Here is a 19,382-nt window from a genome sequence, read left to right as displayed (position 1 = left end):
GAAACCGAGCCATTGTGAAACCGAGACAAATAATGACTCCGGCACCGCACGGAATGCAGGTCCACGACGCGTGACTCGCCACGGACCCGCAGACTTGGCCAGGTGATCAAGCGAACGGGAGAACCAGCTCCGCGTAACGCTCCTTCATCGTCCCCAGGACAACATTTCCATCCGTGTCCCAGATCTCCTGGTTGAAGATCTCAACCTCGATGTCTCCGGTGTATCCGGCGTCGCGCACCCAGGTGCCGATCGTCGCGAAGTCGATGACGCCGTCGCCCATCATGCCGCGCGACAGCAGGACGTCAGCGGCAATCGGCAGGTTGAAGTCGCAGACTTGGTAGGAGGCGATTCGGTACTCCCGCCCGGCCCGCTCGATCTGCTCCTTCAGCTGTGGATCCCACCACACGTGGAAGGTATCCACAGCGACTCCAACATCCCGGGCATCGAACGGCGCGGCAAGGTCGAGTGCCTGCCCAAGGGTCGAAACCAGGGCCCGGTCCGCCGCGTACATCGGGTGCAGGGGCTCGAGGACAAGGCGGATGCCGTTCTCAGAGGCAAAGGGCACCAGGTCAGCCAAACGGTCAGCCACTCGCCGGCGTGCCGCCACGATGTCCTTCTCCCCCGGAGCCAGGCCGCCGACCACTAGGAACAGCTCCCGTGTATCGAGCGTCACGGCTTCGAGGATGGCCGCACGGTTGTCGGCAAGGGCGGCGGCCTGCCCTTCGGCGTCGGCAGCCGTAAGGAAGCCGCCCCGGCAGAGAGAGGAAACACGCAGTCCGGCGTCCTTGATCAACTTGGCGGCCTTGTCGAGCCCTGCCTCGGCCACGCGGTCCCGCCAAGGACCGATAGCGGGAATTCCAGCCCTGACGCAGCCCTCGACGGCCTCTGCCAGGGTCCACTTCTTGGTGGTCGCGCTATTCAGCGACAGCCTGGCGAAGTCCGTCATGCTCCCACCCCGTTAATGCGCAGGTAATCGGACATCCGGAATGCGGCGAGCGAAGGGTCGCGGAGCAGCCCTGCCTGGTCAGCGAGTTCAAACGTACGCGCCAAGTGGACCACGGAACGGCCAGAATGCAGACCACCAACCATCTGGAAGCCCGATTGCCTTCCATTCAGCCACGACATAAACGCAATCCCTGTCTTGTAATAGAACGTAGGGGCGCTGAAGATGTGCTTGCCAAGCTCCCGGGTCGAATCCAGGATGGCACGTGCCGCGGCCGGCTCACCAGCGTCGTATTTTTGCAGTGCCGCGGAGGCGGCCGGGTAGATGGCGGCGAAAATGCCCAGCAGGGCATCCGAGTGGTGCGTACCGTCGCCGTCGATCAGTTCCGGATAATTGAAGTCATCGCCGGTATAGAGGCGGACACCCGCCGGCAGAGCCGCGCGAAGTGCAATTTCGTGGTTGGCGTCGAGCAGGGAAACCTTGACGCCGTCCACCTTGTCCGCATGTTCCCGGATCAGGCTGAGGAACGTCTCCGTCGCGTCTGCGACGTTGTCGGAGCCCCAGTATCCGGCGAGGGCAGGATCGAACATGGTGCCGAGCCAGTGCAGGATCACGGGCTGATCGACTTCGTTGAGAAGCGTTGAGTAGACGTGCAGGTAGTCATCAGGGCCGGTGGCCACTTTGGCCAGTGCCCGGGAGGCCATGATGATCACCTTTGGTCCGGCCTCGCTGACGACGGCGATCTGCTCGCGGTACGCGTCGAGCACGGCCCGGATGCCGGCGGGTCCCTGCGGAACCGCGGCCAAGTCCAACTGGTCGGTGCCGGCGCCGCAGGACACGAGGTCACGGACGGTCTTCCCTGCGGTGGCGGCTCCTCCGGCGGAGACTACCGACGCTGCTTCGGCGCCTGTGCGCTTGATGAGTTGCTGTGTCGCCGGCCAGTCGAGTCCCATACCTCGCTGGGCTGTGTCCATGGCGTCCGCAACACCCAGGCCGTAGGACCAGAGTTCGTGGCGATAGGCCATGGTGGCCTCCCAGTCGAGCTGGGCGGGAGCACCCGGCGTGTTGTCCGCTGTGGCCTCGGGAATCACGTGGGCTGCTGCGTAGGCGCGGCGCGCGAGCAACGGCCCTGTCGGCTTCGCCCAGCTTGTGCTGCCTTGTAGCTTGTAGAGGCGGGTGGTGCCATCGCTTGCGGGAAGGAGGAGTGAAGTCATTAGAGCACGATCTCCGGGATGTCGACGGTGCGGCGTTCAGCCGAGGACTGCAGGCCCAGCTCGGCCAACTGAACGCCACGGGCAGCCGAAAGAAGTCCGAAGCGGTGTTCGCGGCCTGCCACCACGTCCCGCAGGAATTCTTCCCATTGCAGCTTGAACCCGTTGTCGAGGTCGGCATTTGCGGGAACTTCCTGCCACTGGCTCCGGAAAGACTCTGTGACGGGAAGGTCGGGGTTCCAAACAGGCTTGGGGGTGTGGGCGCGCTGCTGGGCGACGCATTTGTTCAGGCCAGCCACCGCGGAGCCGTGGGTGCCGTCCACCTGGAATTCGACCAATTCGTCGCGGTACACCCGGACTGCCCAGGAAGAGTTGATCTGTCCGACGACGGCGTCTCCGTCTGGTGTCTCTAGCTCGAAAATGCCGTAGGAGGCGTCGTCGGCTGTGGCGTTGTACTCCTTGCCCTGCTCGTCCCAGCGGGTAGGAATGTGGGTGGCGGTCTTGGCCGTGACGGACTTGACCTTGCCGATGATTCCCTCGAGGACGTAGTTCCAGTGGCAGAACATGTCCGTTGTCATTCCGCCGCCGTCTTCCTTGCGGTAGTTCCAGGACGGACGTTGCGGGGCCTGGATGTCGCCTTCGAACACCCAGTAGCCGAATTCGCCGCGAATGGACAGGATTCGTCCGAAGAACCCCTCGTCCACCAAACGGCTAAGTTTAACAAGCCCCGGCAGGTAGAGCTTGTCGTGCACCACGCCTGCAGTGATGCCGGCTTCCTTGCCGATGCGGGCCAACTGAATCGCCTCCTCAAGCGTTTCCGCCGTCGGCTTTTCCGTGAAGATGTGCTTGCCGGCAGCCATTGCCTTCTTGAGCGTCGCCGCGCGCAGGCTGGTCATCGACGCGTCGAAGACGACGTCGACGGTCGGGTCGTTGATGACGGCGTCCAGGTCTGTGGACCACTCGGCAACCTTGTGCTTTTCGGCCAGTTCCCGGATCTTCGCTTCATTGCGGCCAAGCAGAATTGGCTCGACCTGGACGGTTGTGCCGTCTTCCAGGGTGAATCCGCCCGCATCCCGGATGGGCAGGATGGAGCGCAGCAGGTGCTGGCGGTAACCCATGCGGCCAGTGATGCCGTTCATTGCGATGCGGATGGTCTTTTTCTCGAAGCCCATGTGTCCTCCAGGGGTGGTCGTTGGTCGCCTTAGCAACACGGAATTTGGGAAAGCGCATTCCCGCTGCAATTAGTGTGCATCCTCCACCTCGGATTGGCAAGCGCATTCCGGGCGTCCTTTTTGGAACCGCACAAAAGGCCGCCTTGACAGGGCCGCACGCCACACCGCCAGGAAGCGAACGCGGCCGCACTCAGGAGACACGCCACAATCACTTGCAGGCAAACGCTTTCCCCGAAAGGGCATTCTCCTGCGATAATGTGCTGATCATCCCCACCGGGTGACGCGCCCAGAACAGGAGAAGCCACGTGGCCGCCAGCACCCTCGCCGAAGTAGCCAAGCTTGCGGGAGTATCCCCCGCCACGGCATCCCGAGTGCTCAACGGCTCCTCGCGAAAACCTGGCGAGGACATTGCCGAGCGAGTGAGACAGGCCGCGGAGTCTTTGGGCTATGTGCCGAATGCGCAGGCCCAAGCGCTTGCGAAGTCAAGCACGGGGCTGATCGGCCTGGTGGTCCATGACATCGCCGACCCCTATTTCTCCGCAATCGCGCGCGGCGTCCAGCAGGTCGCACGGGAGCAGCATCGAATGGTCCTGCTCGCCACTACGGGAGGAACGCCGGTGGACGAGCGCGAAGCCGTCGCCGCTTTCGCCGCCCGTCGGGCCGACTCCATTGTGATCGCCGGTACGCGCTCAACCAGGACTGAAGACGCGGCCGCCAACCTCGAACTCGCGGCCGAATTGGACCGGTACTGCCGCAACGGCGGCCAGGTCGCCGTCGTCGGCCAGCCTATCGTGGGCGCCCAAGAGACAGACGGCTACCACGTGGTCACAATTCCCAACATCGCTTTGGCCGAAAAACTGGCCACGAGCCTTGCCGGACTGCATGACGGCCCCTTCGTCATCATCGCCGGACCCGCCGGACTGGCAACGTCGGACGAACGAATCGAAGGTTTCCAGCGGGGACTCGCCAAAGCCAGCCTATCCCCTGCCGAAGTTATCCGGGCCGGGTTCAACCGTGAAGGTGGCTTCGAGGCGGGCAAGGAGCTCGCCTCAAGGATCCAGCCGAGGCAGAGCGGCGAACCGGCTCTCCGCCACTGCATCTTCGCGGCGAACGACGTGATGGCAATCGGCGCGGCGGCGTCGCTTAGGGAAAATGGACTGCGCATCCCCAGAGATGTGGCCATCGCCGGATTCGACGACATCGAAACCCTACGGGACTTCCGGCCATCACTCTCCACCGTGCGGCTGCCTCTGGAAGAAATCGGCAGCCTGGCTACCCTCAGCACGGTGGAGCACCACCGGGAAACATCCGGCCAGATCACCGGACAAGTCATCCTTCGCCGCAGCACGGAACCCTCATGACCGCCCGGCGTCGGGAAGTTCCGCCGGCGGGCGCGTGGTCCGATGCTGCCGACAAACAGAACCAGGCAAAGCAGAACGCAGCGGAAATCGTTACCGCCCCCGCAACCTGGTCCGACGTCGAACGCCTCTTTGGGACGCGCGGAGAACCGTCCCGCTGCTGGTGCCGCTGGTTCACGCTTCCAGGCGCCGCCTGGAAGGAGACCGACCCCGTTCAGCGGCGGCAACTCCTCCGGGAAAGGTTCGACGCCGGGCTGCCGGAGCCCGGCGTTCTGGCTTACCGTGAAGACGAGCCCGTTGGCTGGTGTGCCGTAGAACCTCGCCACAGCTACCCGCGCATTATTGCCTCGCAGTTGCTTCGGAAGTCCGGACTGAACGCTACAGACGAGACCACAACAGTCGCGGAGGAAGCCATCTGGGCCGTAAGTTGCTTCGTTGTCGCCCCCGGGCACAGGCGCACCGGCGTCGCGGCCGCACTGCTGGATGCCGCCGTCGCCCATGCCTTCAACCATGGTGCTGCCATCGTCGAAGGGTATCCGGTTGACGCAGCCCAACGGCCAGCAGCTGGATCCAGCGACCTTTATCACGGCACGGTTGGACTGTTCCGCGCGGCGAGATTCACAGTGGCGGCCACTCCCGCACCGGGGCGGGTGGTCATGCGTCTTAATCGGGCAACTTGATCGACTCGCCTTCGTGAATGACGCGCCCGGAGCGGGGCGGGCGCCATGCGTCAGGCGCTATCTACCGCCGACATCATGATGTGCGGCGACTCCAGCACGGAATGAATTGCGCTTCCGGCGGCACCGAGCAGGGCAGCGGATTGGTCCAGCGTGGACGGAAGAACCGCGTCCGGCGCGATGAGTCCTGGAGCATGGTCTTCCAGGCTCTCCAGTAACGCAGGAATGACCCATTCGCCGAGAATTGCGAAATGGCCACCAAGCACCACGCTGGGCAGGTCTACCAATCGGGCGGCTGACACCAGCGCAACACCAAGCGAGCGGCCAGCGCGGGCTACGGCACTCAAAGCTTTCGGGTCTCCCTCGGCACAGCGCCGACGAAGCAGGTCCAATCGGCCAGGAAGGGACTGGCCACCCAGTCCGGCGGCAGAGAACACCGCTTCCAGGCCGGAAAAAACTTCAAGGCACCCGCGGCCGCCGCACGAGCAGGGCGGCCCCGCGGGATCCACCACTACGTGCCCGAGTTCTCCGGCGTGTCCGCCCGGTCCGGTGAACAGTTCCGAATCCATGACCAGACCCCCACCGACACCCACTTCACCGGAAACATACAGGAAATCGCGAAGTCGGGGGCCTTCCCCGTACCAAAGCTCTGCGAGCGCTGCGGAGTTCGCCTCATTGAACAAGACCATGCCAAATGGACTTTCCGGCAATAACCTGTCGACGTCCAGGACAACGCCCGTCCAATGCAGGTTTGGCGCCGCCACCACGGTATTCCGGGACGTGTCCACCAGGCCGGGAACCGCCAGGCCGCCGCCAAGCAGGTCCATCCGGGCTTCGGAGGCGGCATCCACGGCCTCCTTAACGAGTCCGGACAGTGCGAGCATCACCGCCTCAGGCGACGCCCCGCTGTTCTGTCGCTCCATCACCTTGTGGAAGCGAAGGGTCCCCGCCAGGTCCACGAGGCCGGCCGAGATGTAGTCGACATTGATCTCGAGGCCAAGGACGCCCTTTTGAGTGCTGAGTTCGAGTCCTACCCCTGGCCGGCCGCGCTCCCCCGCCCTATTCACGCCAATTTCCCGCACCAGCCCAGCGTCCAGTAACTCACTGACCAGGCTTGAGACCGACGCCTTGGTGAGGCCCGTGGCCGCTGCCACCTGCGCCCGGCTTGGCCTGGCATCCGATTCCGCTGCAAGGAAGGACGCGACGCTGCCCAGGACGAGGGCCAGATTCCCGCGACGGACGTCACCCACGCGTCCGGGAGTTGCGGAATTGCCCGCCTGCGCCGGCCGGGAGTCTTTGTAAGCACTGTTCCTCCCGGCCCCGCGGCCTGGGCTCGCTGCTCCCGTCAACGGTCCTCCCTCGTGGTTCTTCGAACTGCGTCTCGGCTCCTGTCCATTGACCATAGTTCACCATGGCACATATAGTTTAGATCGCAAACTAATTAATCGGCGAGCCATCCGTCCGATCAGACCCATTGCAAGGGAGCAATCATGACTCTGCAGCCCACCCCCGCGGACCGCTTTACTTTTGGTTTGTGGACGATCGGCTGGACAGGCAACGACCCGTTCGGCCAGCCCACGCGTGCGGCATTGGACCCGGTTCAGGCTGTTCACAAGCTCAGTGAACTAGGCGCCTACGGCATCACATTCCATGACAATGACCTTGTTCCCTTCGACGCCACGGCCTCGGAGAAGGACCTCATTCTGAAGAACTTCAAGGCTGCCTTGACCGAAACGGGCCTTAAGGTGCCGATGGTCACCACCAACCTGTTCAGCCATCCGGTCTTCAAGGACGGGGGCTTTACGTCCAACGACCGCTCCGTGCGCCGGTTCGCACTCGCCAAGGTCCTCCGCAACATCGACCTCGCTGCCGAACTCGGCGCAGAGACCTTCGTGATGTGGGGCGGCCGCGAAGGCTCAGAATACGACGGATCGAAGGATCTCCACGCCGCACTCGACCGCTACCGTGAAGGCGTCGACACCGCCGCGGCGTACATCAAGGAGAAGGGCTACGGCCTCCGCATCGCGCTCGAGCCCAAGCCGAACGAGCCGCGCGGCGACATCCTCCTCCCGACCGTCGGCCATGGCCTCGCGTTCATCGCGCAGCTCGAGCACGGCGACATCGTTGGCCTCAACCCCGAGACGGGCCACGAGCAGATGGCCGGCCTGAACTTCACGCACGGCATCGCCCAGGCGCTGTGGGCGGGCAAGCTCTTCCACATCGACCTCAACGGCCAGCGTGGCATCAAGTACGACCAGGACCTCGTGTTCGGCCACGGAGACCTTACCAGCGCTTTCTTCACGGTCGACCTGCTCGAGAATGGCTTCCCGGGCGGTGGGCCCCGCTACGACGGGCCGCGGCACTTCGACTACAAGCCGTCGCGAACCGATGGCTACGACGGCGTCTGGGAGTCCGCAATAGCAAACATGGCCACGTACCTGCTCCTGAAGGAACGGGCCCTGGCCTTCCGCGCCGACCCTGAGGTCCAGGAAGCGCTCGCCACGTCAGGCGTCGCTGAACTGGCGCAGCCCACCCTTGCTCCGGGCGAGACAACAGGAGATCTGCTGGCCGACCCATCGGCCTTCGAGGATTTCGACGCCGACGCAACCGCCCAGCGTTCGTTCGCCTTCATTCGCCTCAATCAGCTGGCGATCGAGCACCTCCTCGGCGCCCGCTGACAAACCGCGGCATTCCGGACCGGCGCCAGCAGCCTGCCGCCGCGATGCGCCGAACAACCGCACATCACACCGCCGCCGGCTCCCTTGGGTCGGCGGCGGCACCATTGATCCATCAGCGGCCCTAGAGAAAGAATCGATCACATGTCCCTTGTTGCAGGTGTCGACAGTTCCACGCAGTCCTGCAAAGTGGTGATCCGCGATGCCGAGACAGGTGCGCTGGTCCGCCAAGGCAAAGCCCGACACCCGGACGGAACAGAAGTCCATCCGGAACACTGGTGGAACGCCCTCCAAGAGGCGATCACGCGCGCGGGCGGGCTAGACGACGTTGACGCCGTGTCAATCGGTGGCCAACAGCACGGAATGGTGTGCCTTGATGCTTCCGGTGACGTGGTTCGGCCTGCACTGCTTTGGAACGACACACGTTCAGCGGCCGATGCCGAAGCCATGGTTGTCGAGGCCGGAGACGGCGACCGAGCCGCCGGTGCTGCCTACTGGGCAAACACCATAGGAACAGTTCCGGTGGCGTCCCTAACGGCCACCAAACTGCGCTGGCTTGCCCGCAATGAACCTGACAATGGCAAACGCACCGCTGCGGTTTGCCTCCCGCACGACTGGCTATCCTGGCGGCTGACAGGCCACGGCCCCGGAACCGGCGGCCTGGAACAGCTCTTCACCGACCGTTCGGACGCCTCAGGTACCGGCTACTACGCGAGCTCAACGGGACGATACCTTCCGGAAGTTCTCTCAGCCACCCTCGGCCATGTCCCCTTGCTGCCCGAGGTCGCCGGTCCGCTGGACCGGGTCGGCAAGACCCCGACCGGAGCACTCATCGGAGCCGGTGCCGGCGACAATGCCGCCGCCGGGCTGGGAGTGGCCGCCGGAGTGGGGGACGTCGTCGTCTCCTTGGGGACGTCAGGGACGGTCTTCGCGGTGTCCGACGTCCCGACGTCGGACGCTTCCGGACTGGTGGCCGGCTTCGCTGACGCAACAGGCAACTACCTGCCGCTGGCCTGCACGCTCAACGCGACCCGCGTCTTCGACGCAACAGCGGCACTGTTGGAAACCGACCTCAGCGGCCTTGGACGACTTGCACAGTCGGCTGCTCGCGGCTCCGGAGGCCTCACCCTTGTTCCCTACTTTGAAGGGGAGCGCACACCCAACCTCCCGGATGCCACGGGATCGCTGCACGGACTCACGCTGGCCAACTACACTCCTGAAAACCTGGCTCGATCTGCGATCGAAGGCATCCTCTGCTCTCTCGCCGACGGACTCGCAGCGCTGCAGGCGCAGGGTGTGGAGGCGAAGCGGATCATCCTGGTGGGCGGCGGCGCCCAGTCACCAGCGGTACAGGAAGCCGCACCTTCAGTCTTCGGCCTGCCAGTCTTCGTCCCCGCCCCGGGAGAGTACGTCGCAGATGGCGCGGCCCGCCAGGCTGCCGGAATACTTATCGGGCGTTTCCCGGATTGGCAGTTGGATGGAACGTCACTGCCTGCCGATGAAGAGTTGGCGGACAGTTACGTCCTGGCGCAATACCGCAAGTACGCGGCAGGCTACCTCAGCGGCTAAGTGCCCTGATCGTCCACGAAGCCATATGGGTTCCGCCCGGGGCCAGCAGCACCACATCCGTACCGCTGTTGAAGGCGTCGGGCGGGCACGTCATCGGTTCGACGGCGAGCCCCAGGCGGTCCGGCTTCTGGGGCTTGTCCGCCGTGTGAATCTGCAGCCAGGGCCATTCGGCGCCCCACTCCAGTTCCACCCCTGTACCTGAGGGATCGAATACGCGCACTGATGCTGTGCCAGACGAGTTAAGTGTCAAGCCCGTGAACGCATGGTCGATCTCAATCGGACCCAGCACGCGTTCCGACCTGAAATCGAACTCATGGCCGGCCACCGCCGCCACGCCGAGGGGGAGCAGCCTGTCCGGCGTGACAGCGAGGAACTGCTCAGCTGGGATGCTCACGGACCACTCGTCCAGCGGAGCACTCCCAGCCACCAGATAAGGATGTGGGCACACGCCGTAGGGGGCGGATGCCGTTCCCTCGTTGACGGCCCGCACATGACAATGAAGGCCGTCCTCTGCCAGCGCATATTTGACCGACACGCGAAGCTGAAACGGGTAACCCTCCACGGACTGAATCGGGCAGGACAACTCAACCGAATCGGCAGTCAGCCCCTCCAGCTTCCATACCTTGTCGAAGACGAGGCCATGGAGCGCAGTCCCCCGCTCGGGCTCATTGACCGGCACTTCATGGACTGCACCGTTGTACCCGTAGCGGCCGTCCGCCAATCTGTTGGGCCACGGTGCGCAGATGACCCCACGATAGTCCGGGATCATTGAGTCGTCATCAAAAGGAACCACCAGGTCCCGTCCATCAAAGCGCAGGCTCCGCAGGGCGCCGCCCAACGTGGTCACGCGGGCTGTATAAGGGCCGCACTGAATATCTACGCCTGGCGGCGCAACAGGCGCGCCAAATGAGACGCCGATGCCTCCGGACGTGCCGTGGTGGGTGGTGGACATAGTGCTCCCCGATGGATCATCCGGTTAGGACCGACTTGGATTGTTAGCGCTCATTATTCCATGCATCACTTAGTGTTGGCGCATGGCCCAAGCCGATCTCGTAGACAGTATCCGCAGCCGGCTCCGTGCGTCCGCGGACCCGGAACGTGCGGCCGGAGCACAGGCCTACATGAAGTCCACCATGCCCTACCTGGGCGTCCGGGTTCCGCAGGTCAGGAGCATTGTGCGCGGTGCAGCCAAAGAGCATCGGCACAGCTCGCTCAATTCCCTCCGAAGCGATGTCCTGCGGCTCTGGCGTGAGGCTGAGGTTCGCGAGGAGCGCTATGCGGCCATCGACCTCACCGGACTGCGTCTGGCCGCCCGGAGCCTGGACATGCTGCCCGTCTATGAGGAATTCATCCGGACAGGCGCGTGGTGGGACCTGGTGGACGGCGTCTCTCCCCGAATCCGCGAACTGCTCCTGTCTCATCCCGAAGTCATGAAACCGCTGCTGATCATGTGGTCGCGCGACGAGGACCTTTGGATCAGGCGGGCCTCCATCACATCGCAGTTGGGAGCCAAAGGGGCGACGGATCCCACGCTTCTGGCAACAGTAATCAAGGTCAACCTGCAGGACACAGACTTCTTCATCCGCAAGGCTATCGGCTGGGCACTGCGCGAGTACGGCAAAACAGATCCCGAGTGGGTCCGGGAGTTCGTTGAAAGCCATGCTGACAGGATCAGCGGCCTGTCCCTCCGGGAGGCCACACGGAACCTGCCGCCGCGAGTGGAAGCCAGCCAGCCGCCGTCGGCCCCTTCACCCCATTCACAAGGTCAGCAGCCGCGGGGGCTGAGGAGCAAATCTCCGACGGAGCGCTAGATAACGGGACGCGTTGTAACGGGTTCCTCGCTCTTGCTGAAGAGGTGCTTGGTCCGCGGGTCCAGGAAAATAAGGTACAACGCGAAGAGCAGGGCGATAATGGCCGCCGCATTGCGGGCCAATGCGAGGGCAAGTCCCAAATCGCCGGTTTGGAGATAGGGGAAGACCTCCAACTGGTCCGAGATTGCATAAACCATAAAGAACGACACCACGAAGTACACGGTCTTTACCTGCCAGTCGTCGCGGATGCCCGTGACGGCGAACAGTGGGAGGAGCCACACAACGTACCAGGACTGGATCATCGGCGCCAGCAAAACGATGGCTGCAAAAGCGAGGGTCAGGCGCCGCATCAGCCGGTCGTGCGAGCCCTTGAAGATCTGCCAGGCAACAATGCCTAGCGCAAGGACCTTCCCGGCGTCGTAAACCCACCGGGCCAGGCCCCAACCATCCAGGCCAAAGACATTGAAGATCGAAGCCACGATAAGACCCAGGAGGCCAACCGGGGCATACCAGATCCAGATACTGCCGGGCGCCGACAAACCATTGATCCAGCCGAAGCCGAAACCGTTCACACGGCTTAGGGCAAACAGGATGCCAAGCGCGATCCCGGCAGTCAGGAGCCAGAATCCGATCTTCCTCCGCCAGCCGGCGTTTTTACCAGCCCACAGGAGTCCTATGAACGGCAGGAAGATGATGGTGATGGGTTTGACGGAAATGGACAGTGTCACAAGCACGAGCCCCAGGATGACCCGTCGCGTGGCGCAGTAATACAAGCCTGCCAGCGCCAGGCCGATCATCAGGGCATCGTTATGGGCACTCGCGATGAAGTTGGTAAGGAAGAGCGGGTTCGCCACCGAGAGCCACAGGGCCCTGTGCGGATTGACTCCGTGGAGCTCGGCTAGCTTGGGCACGTAAATGATGGATAGGACAATCCCGACAGCAGCGGCCAGGCGGAACAGCAAGATACTGCCTTCCGGATGCACGTTGGTTGCCCAGACCACAAATTGCTCAATCCACAGGAACAACTGGCCATACGGGACAGGGGCCTCGGTCCACATTTTGTCGGCACCCAGCTGGAAGTAATTGGGCAGTGCAGAGATGCCCTTTTCATACGGATTGATGCCCTCCACCATGAGCCGGCCCTGGCCGATGTAGGCATAGACGTCCCGGCTGAACAGCGGAACGGTGAACATCATGGGAAGTCCCCACGCCGCGACCGCCTGGAGCGTCGCCTTCCGCGCATCGCGACCCCACACCTTGACGCGCTGGCCCAACCTAAGCCAGGCGCGCACCAGCAACATTCCGCCGATGGCAATCAGCACAATGGACAGGGCAACACCGGCCGCTTCGGTACGCATCCAGATAAAAAGCGGCAGTCTCCGAAGCTCCGAAACAGGTGCCAGCCAGCCCACGCCAAGGGAACCGGCCATCAGGAATACGGAGCCGATGAAGCCCGCGATGATGGGCGACTTGGGGTTGTCGACTTCAGGCTCCGCGGGCGCAACCGTGCCTGCCGCCCCGGACACGCCTGTCTCGGTCTGTCCTGTCGCCGGTCCAGGCATGGTCATTATCGGAGTCATCCCATCTGTCGCTGAGCGTGACCCGGCCCAGATATCTACCGGGTTGGCCGGCGTCGGGGGCGGTCCGCAGGGTGTCAAAAGGGCGCCGCTGCGCTGGCAAAATCTTAGCATCGGCGCACCGCCCAGCTGCCTGGCGGTAGGCTGAGCGGGTGCCTATTACTAATGAACGCATCGTCTGGATCGACTGCGAAATGACGGGTCTGGACCTTGAGAAAGACGCCCTGATAGAGGTTGCCGCACTAGTCACGGACTCTGAACTGAACGTCCTGGGCGACGGGGTGGACGTTGTGATCAAGCCTGATGACCAAGCCCTTGCGCAGATGAACGATTTTGTCCGGGACATGCATACGAAGTCCCGGCTGCTTGAGGAGCTGCCATCCGGCAAGACCATGGCGGAAGCCGAAGCTGCCGTGTTGGAGTACATCGAAAAGTGGGTTCCGGACCCCCGAAAGGCACCCTTGGGGGGAAATTCCGTAGGCACCGACCGCATGTTCCTTGCCCGTGACATGCCGAATGTGGTGGAGCACCTGCACTACCGCGTCATTGACGTCAGCACCATCAAGGAACTTTCACGCCGCTGGTTCCCCAGGGCGTACTTCCAAGCTCCCGCGAAGCACGGTGGACACCGCGCCCTAGGCGACATCAAGGATTCCATCGACGAGCTGCGCTATTACCGCGAAGCCGTGTTTGTCCCGGCACCGGGCCCGGACTCGGCCACAGCGGCTCAGATCGCCCGGACGGTTTCCGGCTTGGAACCTGAGGCCCAGGAAACCCCCGAATCCAGCCAGGACACCGCAGCCTCAAAGTAATCTGCGACACGTTTTGGGGTTTTTTCACCAAAAAGGCGAAAAGTGGCACAAGCACCCTCGGACAGCAGGTAAGCTATTTGTCGTTGCCCTTCCAGGGGCCGGAAGAAGCACTAAGAATTACAACTTTGACCGGTCCGCTGATCGAGGCACATGGTGGGCGTAGCTCAGTTGGCAGAGCGCCTGGTTGTGGTCCAGGAGGTCGCGGGTTCAACCCCCGTCGCTCACCCTTAGGAAGCCCGGCTCCACCAGCCGGTACCTTCGCACAAGGCCGCATCGGATATCCGGTGCGGCTTTTGTTTTGCCCGTTTTGTTCCCGACCCTTGTCGCCGGAAGGACAGCCATGCAGCGCAAGCTCTACGACGAAGACCACGAACTGTTTCGCGAGGTTGCCACCGAGTTCAACGCACGTGAAATTGCACCACACTACGCAAAATGGGACGACGAACACATGATGTCCCGTGACATGTGGACTGCCGCCGGCGAACAAGGCCTGCTGGGCCTCGCCGTCCCAGAGGATTTCGGCGGCATGGGGATGTCCGACTATCGCTTCCGCGCGGTCCTCGACGAAGAGTTCGCGCGCAGCAACCACTTGGCCGTGGGGCTGGCCTTCCACCTGCATGACGACCTGGTTCTCCCCCACTTGCTGGCCTATGGCTCCGACGAGCTGAAGGAACGCTGGCTGCCGGGCATGGTCACCGGGGAGAAGGTCACGTCCATCGCCATGACCGAGCCGGGTGCGGGCTCAGACCTCCGCTCAGTCCGCACCAAAGCCGTCCGTGACGGCGACGACTGGCTCATCTCAGGCCAGAAGACCTTCATCGGCAACGGAATCTCCGGCGACGCCTCGCTGGTGCTCGCCCGCACCGACGGGGGCACCGGGCGTGGTTCCACCGACTCCTTCTCCCTCTTCATGGTGGAAAAGGGCGAGGGCTACAACACCGGAAAACAGCTGGACAAGATGGGCCTCAAGGCCTCCGACACGGCGGAAATCTTCTTCGACGACGTACGCGTTCCGGGCGTCAACCTCGTTGGCGAGGTTGGCCAGGGCCTGCGCTACGCTGCCGAGCAGCTGCCGCAGGGGCGCCTGGCCATCGCGGTGGCGAGCTCCGCCGTCGCACGCACCGTTTACGAGGCGACCGTCCAGTACACCAAGGACCGCAACGCCTTCGGCGAGCGAATCATCGACTTCCAGCACAGCCGCTTCGAACTGGCCGACATCCTCACCGAGGTGGAGGTCACAGAGACCTACGTCGATCAGGCGATCCTGGCCTTCAACGCCGGCGAACTCGATGCCTCTTCCGCAGCGCGGGCGAAGCTGTGGGCTTCCGAACGCGTCAAATCGATCACCGACCGCTGCCTCCAGCTGCACGGCGGCTACGGCTACATCTTGGAGTACCCGGTGGCGCAGGCCTACCTCGCGTCACGCCTGCTGACGATCTTCGGCGGCACCAACGAAATCATGCGGGACGTCATCGGCCGCGCGATTGCGGCCTAGGCCCCGTACACACCGTTAAGGAAATAGCAATGACAGTCCTCCCCGTCACCATTTGGGGTGAACCCGTCCTGCACCGCCGCGCCTCTGAAGTGGAGGTGTTCGACGACGAATTGCGCACCTTGATCTCCAACATGTTCGAGACCAACGACGCCGCCAACGGCGTTGGGTTGGCGGCCCCCCAGGTGGGCGTCGGTAAGCGCCTTTTCGTCTACAAATACGCCAACGACGACGGCGTGCCGCCCACGGGCGTGGTGGTCAATCCCGTGCTGACGCTATCCAAGATCTCCGGAGCCCTCCCCGACCCGGACGATGATGTGGAGGGTTGCCTGTCCTTTCCCGGCGAGCATTACCCCCTCCAGCGGGCTGACTGGGCACACGTCCAGGGCTTCGACGGGGACGGCAAGCCCGTGGACTTTGTTGCCACTGGGTGGTTCGCCCGGGTCATGCAGCACGAATATGACCATCTGGACGGGAAGCTGTACGTCAACAAACTTGTGGACCGCTACGCGAAGAAGGCCATGAAGCAGGCCAAAAAGAACGGCTGGGGTGTTCCCGGACTCAGCTGGATGCCCGGCGTCGACCCGGACCCGTTTGGCCACTGACCGCCTAGGACAGTGGGCCGCCCGGGATGTTCGGGCAGCCCACAGGCGTTTCTGGACGCTTGCCCAAGGCCGCTAAGACGCCGTCACTGTCTGCTGGCCGGGACATGAGCCCAGGACGCGCTTCATGGCGTCCTTCTCAGCCTGCGTAACCCACAAGGTGTAAGCGGCCTTGACGGAAATTTGCCGTGCCACGTAATGACACCTGAATGCCTTGTTGGGAGGCAGCCAGCTAGCGGCGTCAGAGGCGCTCTTCTCCGTATTGGCCGGCCCATCCGCCGCCACGAGGTTGAGGGGGTCGTTTGCCAGGCTCTGCCGCTGCTTTGCGGTCAATTGCTGCGCACCCTTTTGCCACGCGTCGGCAAGGGCCACCACGTGATCAATCTGAACCTCGGCGGACGTCTCCGCTCCGCGGTGGAATTCAATGGTGTGGCCCGTGTAAGGCTCACGCAGGGTCCCTGATGCCACCCGGCAATCGGAGCCTTCAGTGAATTGGACGGCGCGCAGGTCACGGCGAAGTATGTCGTTGCGGGTGTCACAGCCATTGCGGTCGACGTCCAGCCATGCCTCGCCAAATTCGGTTCGCTCGTAGCCTGTTTTCGCTGCCCTGCCCTTCACCGGCAGTCGCTCAAGGGCATCTATGGCCAGACCTGAGGGGGCAGGGACAACCGGATCCACGGGCCGCATAAAGGACGGGTCGACGACGGCCGCGGACGTTGGGCCGTCCGCGTTTCCTTCGGATAAGGCGAACTGGCCAGACGTGAAGAAGCAGCTGGTTGCTCCGACCGCTATGGCGGCGGCCAAGGCAAGGGCTGCCCACGCCTGACGGGACTTACGACGGGCACGCCGATAGGCGGACCATGTGGTGCTCAAAGGGGATCCTCCGTGAGGTGTTCTATGTCCCCTTGAGCCTAATCCAAGGGTGTGACAGCACTTTGGCTGTGCACAATGGGGAGGAAAAGTGAAGCCAGCCTATAGGCGAGCTACTGCTCCTTCATCACGCGGTGAAGGTCCTCCGACGCAAGATCCAGCAGTCCCTGAAGCTGCTTGACCCGCTCCTCGCTGATTTCGCCGGCTGCATAGGCGGCTTTGGCTTCATCCAGGAGCCGTGTGGCTTCCTTATGGTTCGCCCGGGCCACGTCCAAGGCGTGTTCCAGCGTGGTGTCGTGCTGCAGTGTCCTGTCCGTTTCCATGACTCCATTGTGGTCAGCATTCCCGGCTTGGGCCAGTACCCGCGCCGGGAATGCGACGACACAACAATGCAGCAGCGCTGCGTCTGGTCAGCCGAGCTAGACGGCGGCGACCGGCTGAAGCTCCGAGTCCACCACTTCGGCGGCGACAGTGCGGGCGGGGTAGGACGGCGGGTTTACTCCGGCCATTTCCTCCATGACACGGACAACCTGGCAGCTGTAGCCGAACTCGTTGTCGTACCAGACGTAGAGAACCAGGTTCTTGTCGTTGGAGATGGTGGCCAGTCCGTCGACGATGCCAGCGCGGCGGGAGCCGACGAAGTCGGTGGAAACGACCTCGGGCGAGTCGATGTAGTCGATCTGCTTGCGCAGTTCGGAGTGCAGCGACAGGCTGCGGAGGTAATCGTTGACTTCTTCCTTGGTGGTCCCGTTTTCAAGGTTGAGGTTCAGGATGGCCATGGAAACGTCCGGGGTGGGAACGCGGATGGCGTTGCCGGTGAGCTTGCCCTGCAGTTCCGGCAGTGCCTTGGCAACAGCCTTGGCGGCGCCCGTCTCTGTGATGACCATGTTCAGCGCTGCCGAACGTCCACGGCGGTCGCCCTTGTGGAAGTTGTCGATCAGGTTCTGATCGTTGGTGAAGGAGTGCACGGTCTCGACGTGCCCGTGAACAATGCCGTACTTGTCGTTGATGGCTTTCAGGACCGGGGTGATCGCGTTGGTGGTGCAGGAGGCTGCCGTCACGATGCGGTCCGAGCGCTCGATTGAGGTGTGGTTGATGCCATGCACGATGTTCTTCAGGCCGCCCTTTCCAGGTGCGGTCAGGAGCACGCGTGCAACCCCCTTGCTCTGCAGGTGCTGGCTCAGGCCTTCCTCATCACGCCAGCGGCCGGTGTTGTCCACCACCAAGGCGTCCTGGATCCCGTACGCGGTGTAGTCCACGGTGGCGGGGTTGTCCGAGTAGATGACCTGGATGCGAAGCCCGTTCGCCGTGATGGTGTTGGCCTCTTCGTCAACGCGGATGGTACCTTCGAAGGAACCGTGGACCGAGTCACGGCGCAGCAGGCTGGCACGCTTGGCCAGGTCGTTCTCGGCGCCCTTGCGGACCACGATGGCGCGCAGCCGCAGTCCGTGGCCGCCGCCGGCCTTTTCGATGAGCAGGCGGGCCAGCAACCGGCCGATGCGGCCGAAACCGTAGAGTACGACGTCGGTGCTGGTGCGAGTGTCCGCGCCACGCATGCCCACAATGTCCGCGAGTTCCGCGCGGAGGAAGGCGTCCAGGCTGACGCCGTCGGCCTCGGTCTTGTACTTGTCGTTGAGGCGGGCGATGTCGATCGCAGCCGCCCCGAGTTCCAGTCCGGCGAGGGCGTTGAGCAGGGGGGCGGTCTCTTCCAGCGGAAGTTCGTGGTTGCTCATCCGACGGGCGAAGCGGTGCGCCTTGAGGATGTTCATGGTGGACTTGTTGATGAGGCTGCGTCCGTGGATGCTGGTCACCACGTTATTTTCCCGGTACAGCTTGCCGATAACCGGAATCATTGCCTCGGCCAGCGCTTCGCGGGCCATCCAAGCATTAAGACAAGAATCTGACGTCTGGCTCACAGAACTACCTTCCTTGGTCACCGCATACGTCCGCGTATGCAGAGGTCGGCCGCGGGGATTAGTCCTGCGGCACAGGCGATACCAGGGCTTCGGTCCGCCCCGGCTTGCCGTGAACGATGGCAGAGAAAAACCGCCGGCTGCGAACGCAGACCCGGCGGCAGAACATCTACGTTCGCCATCCATTCTACGGTCGGTGAAAGGCCGAAATTGCTGCGGAAGGCGTGAAATCAGTCACGTGGAGCATCGCGCGGAGACCCAAGGTACGTGGGATGGGACAGCCGATACGCCGGGTTCTGTTCCCTCCGGCCGTTGCCGGCCGCAGGGCGACGGCCATCCATCTACGAGCGCCGTTGCCGACGCCCTCCAGCGGCCTACCCGGGCACTCGGGCGAGCAGCCCTCAAACGTGCCCTGTCTGGCCTTGCTCCGAGTGGGGTTTACCTAGCCTCCCCGGTCACCCGGGAAGCTGGTGGTCTCTTACACCACCGTTTCACCCTTACCCGCGCCCTCAGGGCGGGCGGTCTGTTTTCTGTGGCACTGGCCTGCGGGTTGCCCCGAGTGGGTGTTACCCACCACCCTGCTCTGCGGAGCCCGGACGTTCCTCGAGCCACAATCGTGGCTCGCGGCCGTCTGGCTGTCCCATCCGTCGTCCAGTTTACCGGTGGCGGGAACGGAAACATGCATAAGTATTCTCCGCCG

17 protein-coding genes, 1 tRNA gene and 1 other RNA gene are annotated in these 19,382 nt (G+C 63.4%); 9 read left to right on the top strand and 10 right to left on the bottom strand.

What is annotated here, in order from left to right; genetic code table 11:
* Positions 1–106: 106 nt before the first annotated feature.
* The 3 genes from LD110_RS00200 to LD110_RS00190 are packed head-to-tail and all read right to left on the bottom strand — an operon-like array spanning position 107 to position 3,326.
* On the bottom strand, positions 107–946 hold the full coding sequence (locus LD110_RS00200) for a sugar phosphate isomerase/epimerase (protein ID WP_225495456.1): 840 nt from the start codon (positions 944–946) through the stop codon (positions 107–109).
* Positions 943–2,157 (bottom strand): dihydrodipicolinate synthase family protein, encoded by a 1,215-nt coding sequence (locus LD110_RS00195; protein ID WP_225495455.1) that lies wholly within the window; start codon positions 2,155–2,157, stop codon positions 943–945. Before LD110_RS00195 ends, LD110_RS00200 begins: the two co-directional genes overlap by 4 nt.
* Positions 2,157–3,326 (bottom strand): Gfo/Idh/MocA family protein, encoded by a 1,170-nt coding sequence (locus LD110_RS00190; protein ID WP_225495453.1) that lies wholly within the window; start codon positions 3,324–3,326, stop codon positions 2,157–2,159. The genes LD110_RS00195 and LD110_RS00190 overlap by 1 nt, the downstream gene beginning before the upstream one ends.
* Positions 3,327–3,631: 305 nt before the next feature.
* On the opposite strand from LD110_RS00190, the gene LD110_RS00185 reads away from it, so the two are divergent.
* Entirely contained in the window at positions 3,632–4,687 is a 1,056-nt protein-coding gene (locus LD110_RS00185; protein WP_225495450.1) for a LacI family DNA-binding transcriptional regulator, read from the top strand.
* Entirely contained in the window at positions 4,684–5,364 is a 681-nt protein-coding gene (locus tag LD110_RS00180; protein ID WP_225495448.1) for a GNAT family N-acetyltransferase, read from the top strand. The genes LD110_RS00185 and LD110_RS00180 overlap by 4 nt, the downstream gene beginning before the upstream one ends.
* A 50-nt stretch (positions 5,365–5,414) precedes the next feature.
* On the opposite strand, the gene LD110_RS00175 is transcribed toward LD110_RS00180, so the two are convergent.
* Entirely contained in the window at positions 5,415–6,611 is a 1,197-nt protein-coding gene (locus LD110_RS00175; RefSeq protein WP_225495446.1) for an ROK family protein, read from the bottom strand.
* A gap of 240 nt (positions 6,612–6,851) precedes the next feature.
* On the opposite strand from LD110_RS00175, the gene xylA reads away from it, so the two are divergent.
* Both xylA and LD110_RS00165 read left to right on the top strand, forming a co-directional pair.
* Entirely contained in the window at positions 6,852–8,039 is a 1,188-nt protein-coding gene (xylA, locus tag LD110_RS00170; protein ID WP_225495437.1) for a xylose isomerase, read from the top strand.
* Between the two features lie 141 nt (positions 8,040–8,180).
* Positions 8,181–9,605: a xylulokinase gene (locus tag LD110_RS00165; RefSeq protein WP_225495435.1), complete on the top strand. Its 1,425-nt coding sequence runs from the start codon at positions 8,181–8,183 to the stop codon at positions 9,603–9,605.
* Here the strand turns inward: LD110_RS00165 and LD110_RS00160 are convergent.
* Entirely contained in the window at positions 9,595–10,557 is a 963-nt protein-coding gene (locus LD110_RS00160) for an aldose 1-epimerase family protein (protein ID WP_225495433.1), read from the bottom strand. The genes LD110_RS00165 and LD110_RS00160 overlap by 11 nt on opposite strands.
* An 82-nt stretch (positions 10,558–10,639) precedes the next feature.
* Here LD110_RS00160 and LD110_RS00155 point away from each other — a divergent pair, with 82 nt between their 5' ends.
* Positions 10,640–11,416 (top strand): DNA alkylation repair protein, encoded by a 777-nt coding sequence (locus LD110_RS00155; RefSeq protein ID WP_225495432.1) that lies wholly within the window; start codon positions 10,640–10,642, stop codon positions 11,414–11,416.
* On the opposite strand, the gene mptB is transcribed toward LD110_RS00155, so the two are convergent.
* Entirely contained in the window at positions 11,413–12,984 is a 1,572-nt protein-coding gene (gene mptB / locus LD110_RS00150; protein WP_225495431.1) for a polyprenol phosphomannose-dependent alpha 1,6 mannosyltransferase MptB, read from the bottom strand. The genes LD110_RS00155 and mptB overlap by 4 nt on opposite strands.
* Before the next feature lie 203 nt (positions 12,985–13,187).
* Here mptB and orn point away from each other — a divergent pair, with 203 nt between their 5' ends.
* From orn to def, 4 genes are all read left to right on the top strand, one after another.
* On the top strand, positions 13,188–13,805 hold the full coding sequence (gene orn, locus LD110_RS00145) for an oligoribonuclease (protein ID WP_374200296.1): 618 nt from the start codon (positions 13,188–13,190) through the stop codon (positions 13,803–13,805).
* 153 nt (positions 13,806–13,958) lie between these two features.
* A tRNA-His gene (locus tag LD110_RS00140) sits at positions 13,959–14,031 on the top strand.
* Positions 14,032–14,145: 114 nt separating this feature from the next.
* A complete protein-coding gene (locus tag LD110_RS00135; RefSeq protein ID WP_225495429.1) occupies positions 14,146–15,300 on the top strand; it encodes an acyl-CoA dehydrogenase family protein in 1,155 nt (384 codons plus the stop codon).
* A gap of 29 nt (positions 15,301–15,329) precedes the next feature.
* On the top strand, positions 15,330–15,902 hold the full coding sequence (gene def / locus LD110_RS00130; RefSeq protein ID WP_225495427.1) for a peptide deformylase: 573 nt from the start codon (positions 15,330–15,332) through the stop codon (positions 15,900–15,902).
* Between the two features lie 72 nt (positions 15,903–15,974).
* Here the strand turns inward: def and LD110_RS00125 are convergent, their stop codons facing one another.
* From LD110_RS00125 to rnpB, 4 genes are all read right to left on the bottom strand, one after another.
* Entirely contained in the window at positions 15,975–16,772 is a 798-nt protein-coding gene (locus LD110_RS00125; protein WP_225495425.1) for an HNH endonuclease family protein, read from the bottom strand.
* A 110-nt stretch (positions 16,773–16,882) separates the two neighbouring features.
* The gene (locus tag LD110_RS00120) at positions 16,883–17,092 is read right to left on the bottom strand and encodes a hypothetical protein (RefSeq protein ID WP_225495423.1); all 210 of its coding nucleotides are present in this window, start codon (positions 17,090–17,092) and stop codon (positions 16,883–16,885) included.
* Between the two features lie 96 nt (positions 17,093–17,188).
* Positions 17,189–18,685, bottom strand: a complete 1,497-nt coding sequence (locus LD110_RS00115) for a glyceraldehyde-3-phosphate dehydrogenase (protein ID WP_225495421.1) — start codon at positions 18,683–18,685, stop codon at positions 17,189–17,191.
* 266 nt (positions 18,686–18,951) lie between these two features.
* Positions 18,952–19,325, bottom strand: an RNA gene (gene rnpB, locus LD110_RS00110) — RNase P RNA component class A.
* Between the last annotated feature and the right edge of the window lie 57 nt (positions 19,326–19,382).

The sequence above is a fragment of the Arthrobacter sp. M4 genome, from assembly GCF_020251205.1.
Taxonomy (GTDB): domain Bacteria; phylum Actinomycetota; class Actinomycetes; order Actinomycetales; family Micrococcaceae; genus Arthrobacter.
This window is presented reverse-complemented; position numbering and strand designations above follow the sequence as displayed.

What these genes read in the sequence shown, in the direction of transcription:
- LD110_RS00200 (WP_225495456.1), bottom strand. Translation starts at nt 946, where the DNA reads ATGACGGACTTCGCCAGGCTGTCGCTGAATAGCGCGACCACCAAGAAG.
- LD110_RS00195 (WP_225495455.1), bottom strand. Translation starts at nt 2,157, where the DNA reads ATGACTTCACTCCTCCTTCCCGCAAGCGATGGCACCACCCGCCTCTAC.
- LD110_RS00190 (WP_225495453.1), bottom strand. Translation starts at nt 3,326, where the DNA reads ATGGGCTTCGAGAAAAAGACCATCCGCATCGCAATGAACGGCATCACT.
- LD110_RS00180 (WP_225495448.1), top strand. Translation starts at nt 4,684, where the DNA reads ATGACCGCCCGGCGTCGGGAAGTTCCGCCGGCGGGCGCGTGGTCCGAT.
- xylA (WP_225495437.1), top strand. Translation starts at nt 6,852, where the DNA reads ATGACTCTGCAGCCCACCCCCGCGGACCGCTTTACTTTTGGTTTGTGG.
- LD110_RS00165 (WP_225495435.1), top strand. Translation starts at nt 8,181, where the DNA reads ATGTCCCTTGTTGCAGGTGTCGACAGTTCCACGCAGTCCTGCAAAGTG.
- LD110_RS00160 (WP_225495433.1), bottom strand. Translation starts at nt 10,557, where the DNA reads ATGTCCACCACCCACCACGGCACGTCCGGAGGCATCGGCGTCTCATTT.
- LD110_RS00155 (WP_225495432.1), top strand. Translation starts at nt 10,640, where the DNA reads ATGGCCCAAGCCGATCTCGTAGACAGTATCCGCAGCCGGCTCCGTGCG.
- mptB (WP_225495431.1), bottom strand. Translation starts at nt 12,984, where the DNA reads ATGACCATGCCTGGACCGGCGACAGGACAGACCGAGACAGGCGTGTCC.
- orn (WP_374200296.1), top strand. Translation starts at nt 13,188, where the DNA reads ATGACGGGTCTGGACCTTGAGAAAGACGCCCTGATAGAGGTTGCCGCA.
- LD110_RS00135 (WP_225495429.1), top strand. Translation starts at nt 14,146, where the DNA reads ATGCAGCGCAAGCTCTACGACGAAGACCACGAACTGTTTCGCGAGGTT.
- def (WP_225495427.1), top strand. Translation starts at nt 15,330, where the DNA reads ATGACAGTCCTCCCCGTCACCATTTGGGGTGAACCCGTCCTGCACCGC.
- LD110_RS00120 (WP_225495423.1), bottom strand. Translation starts at nt 17,092, where the DNA reads ATGGAAACGGACAGGACACTGCAGCACGACACCACGCTGGAACACGCC.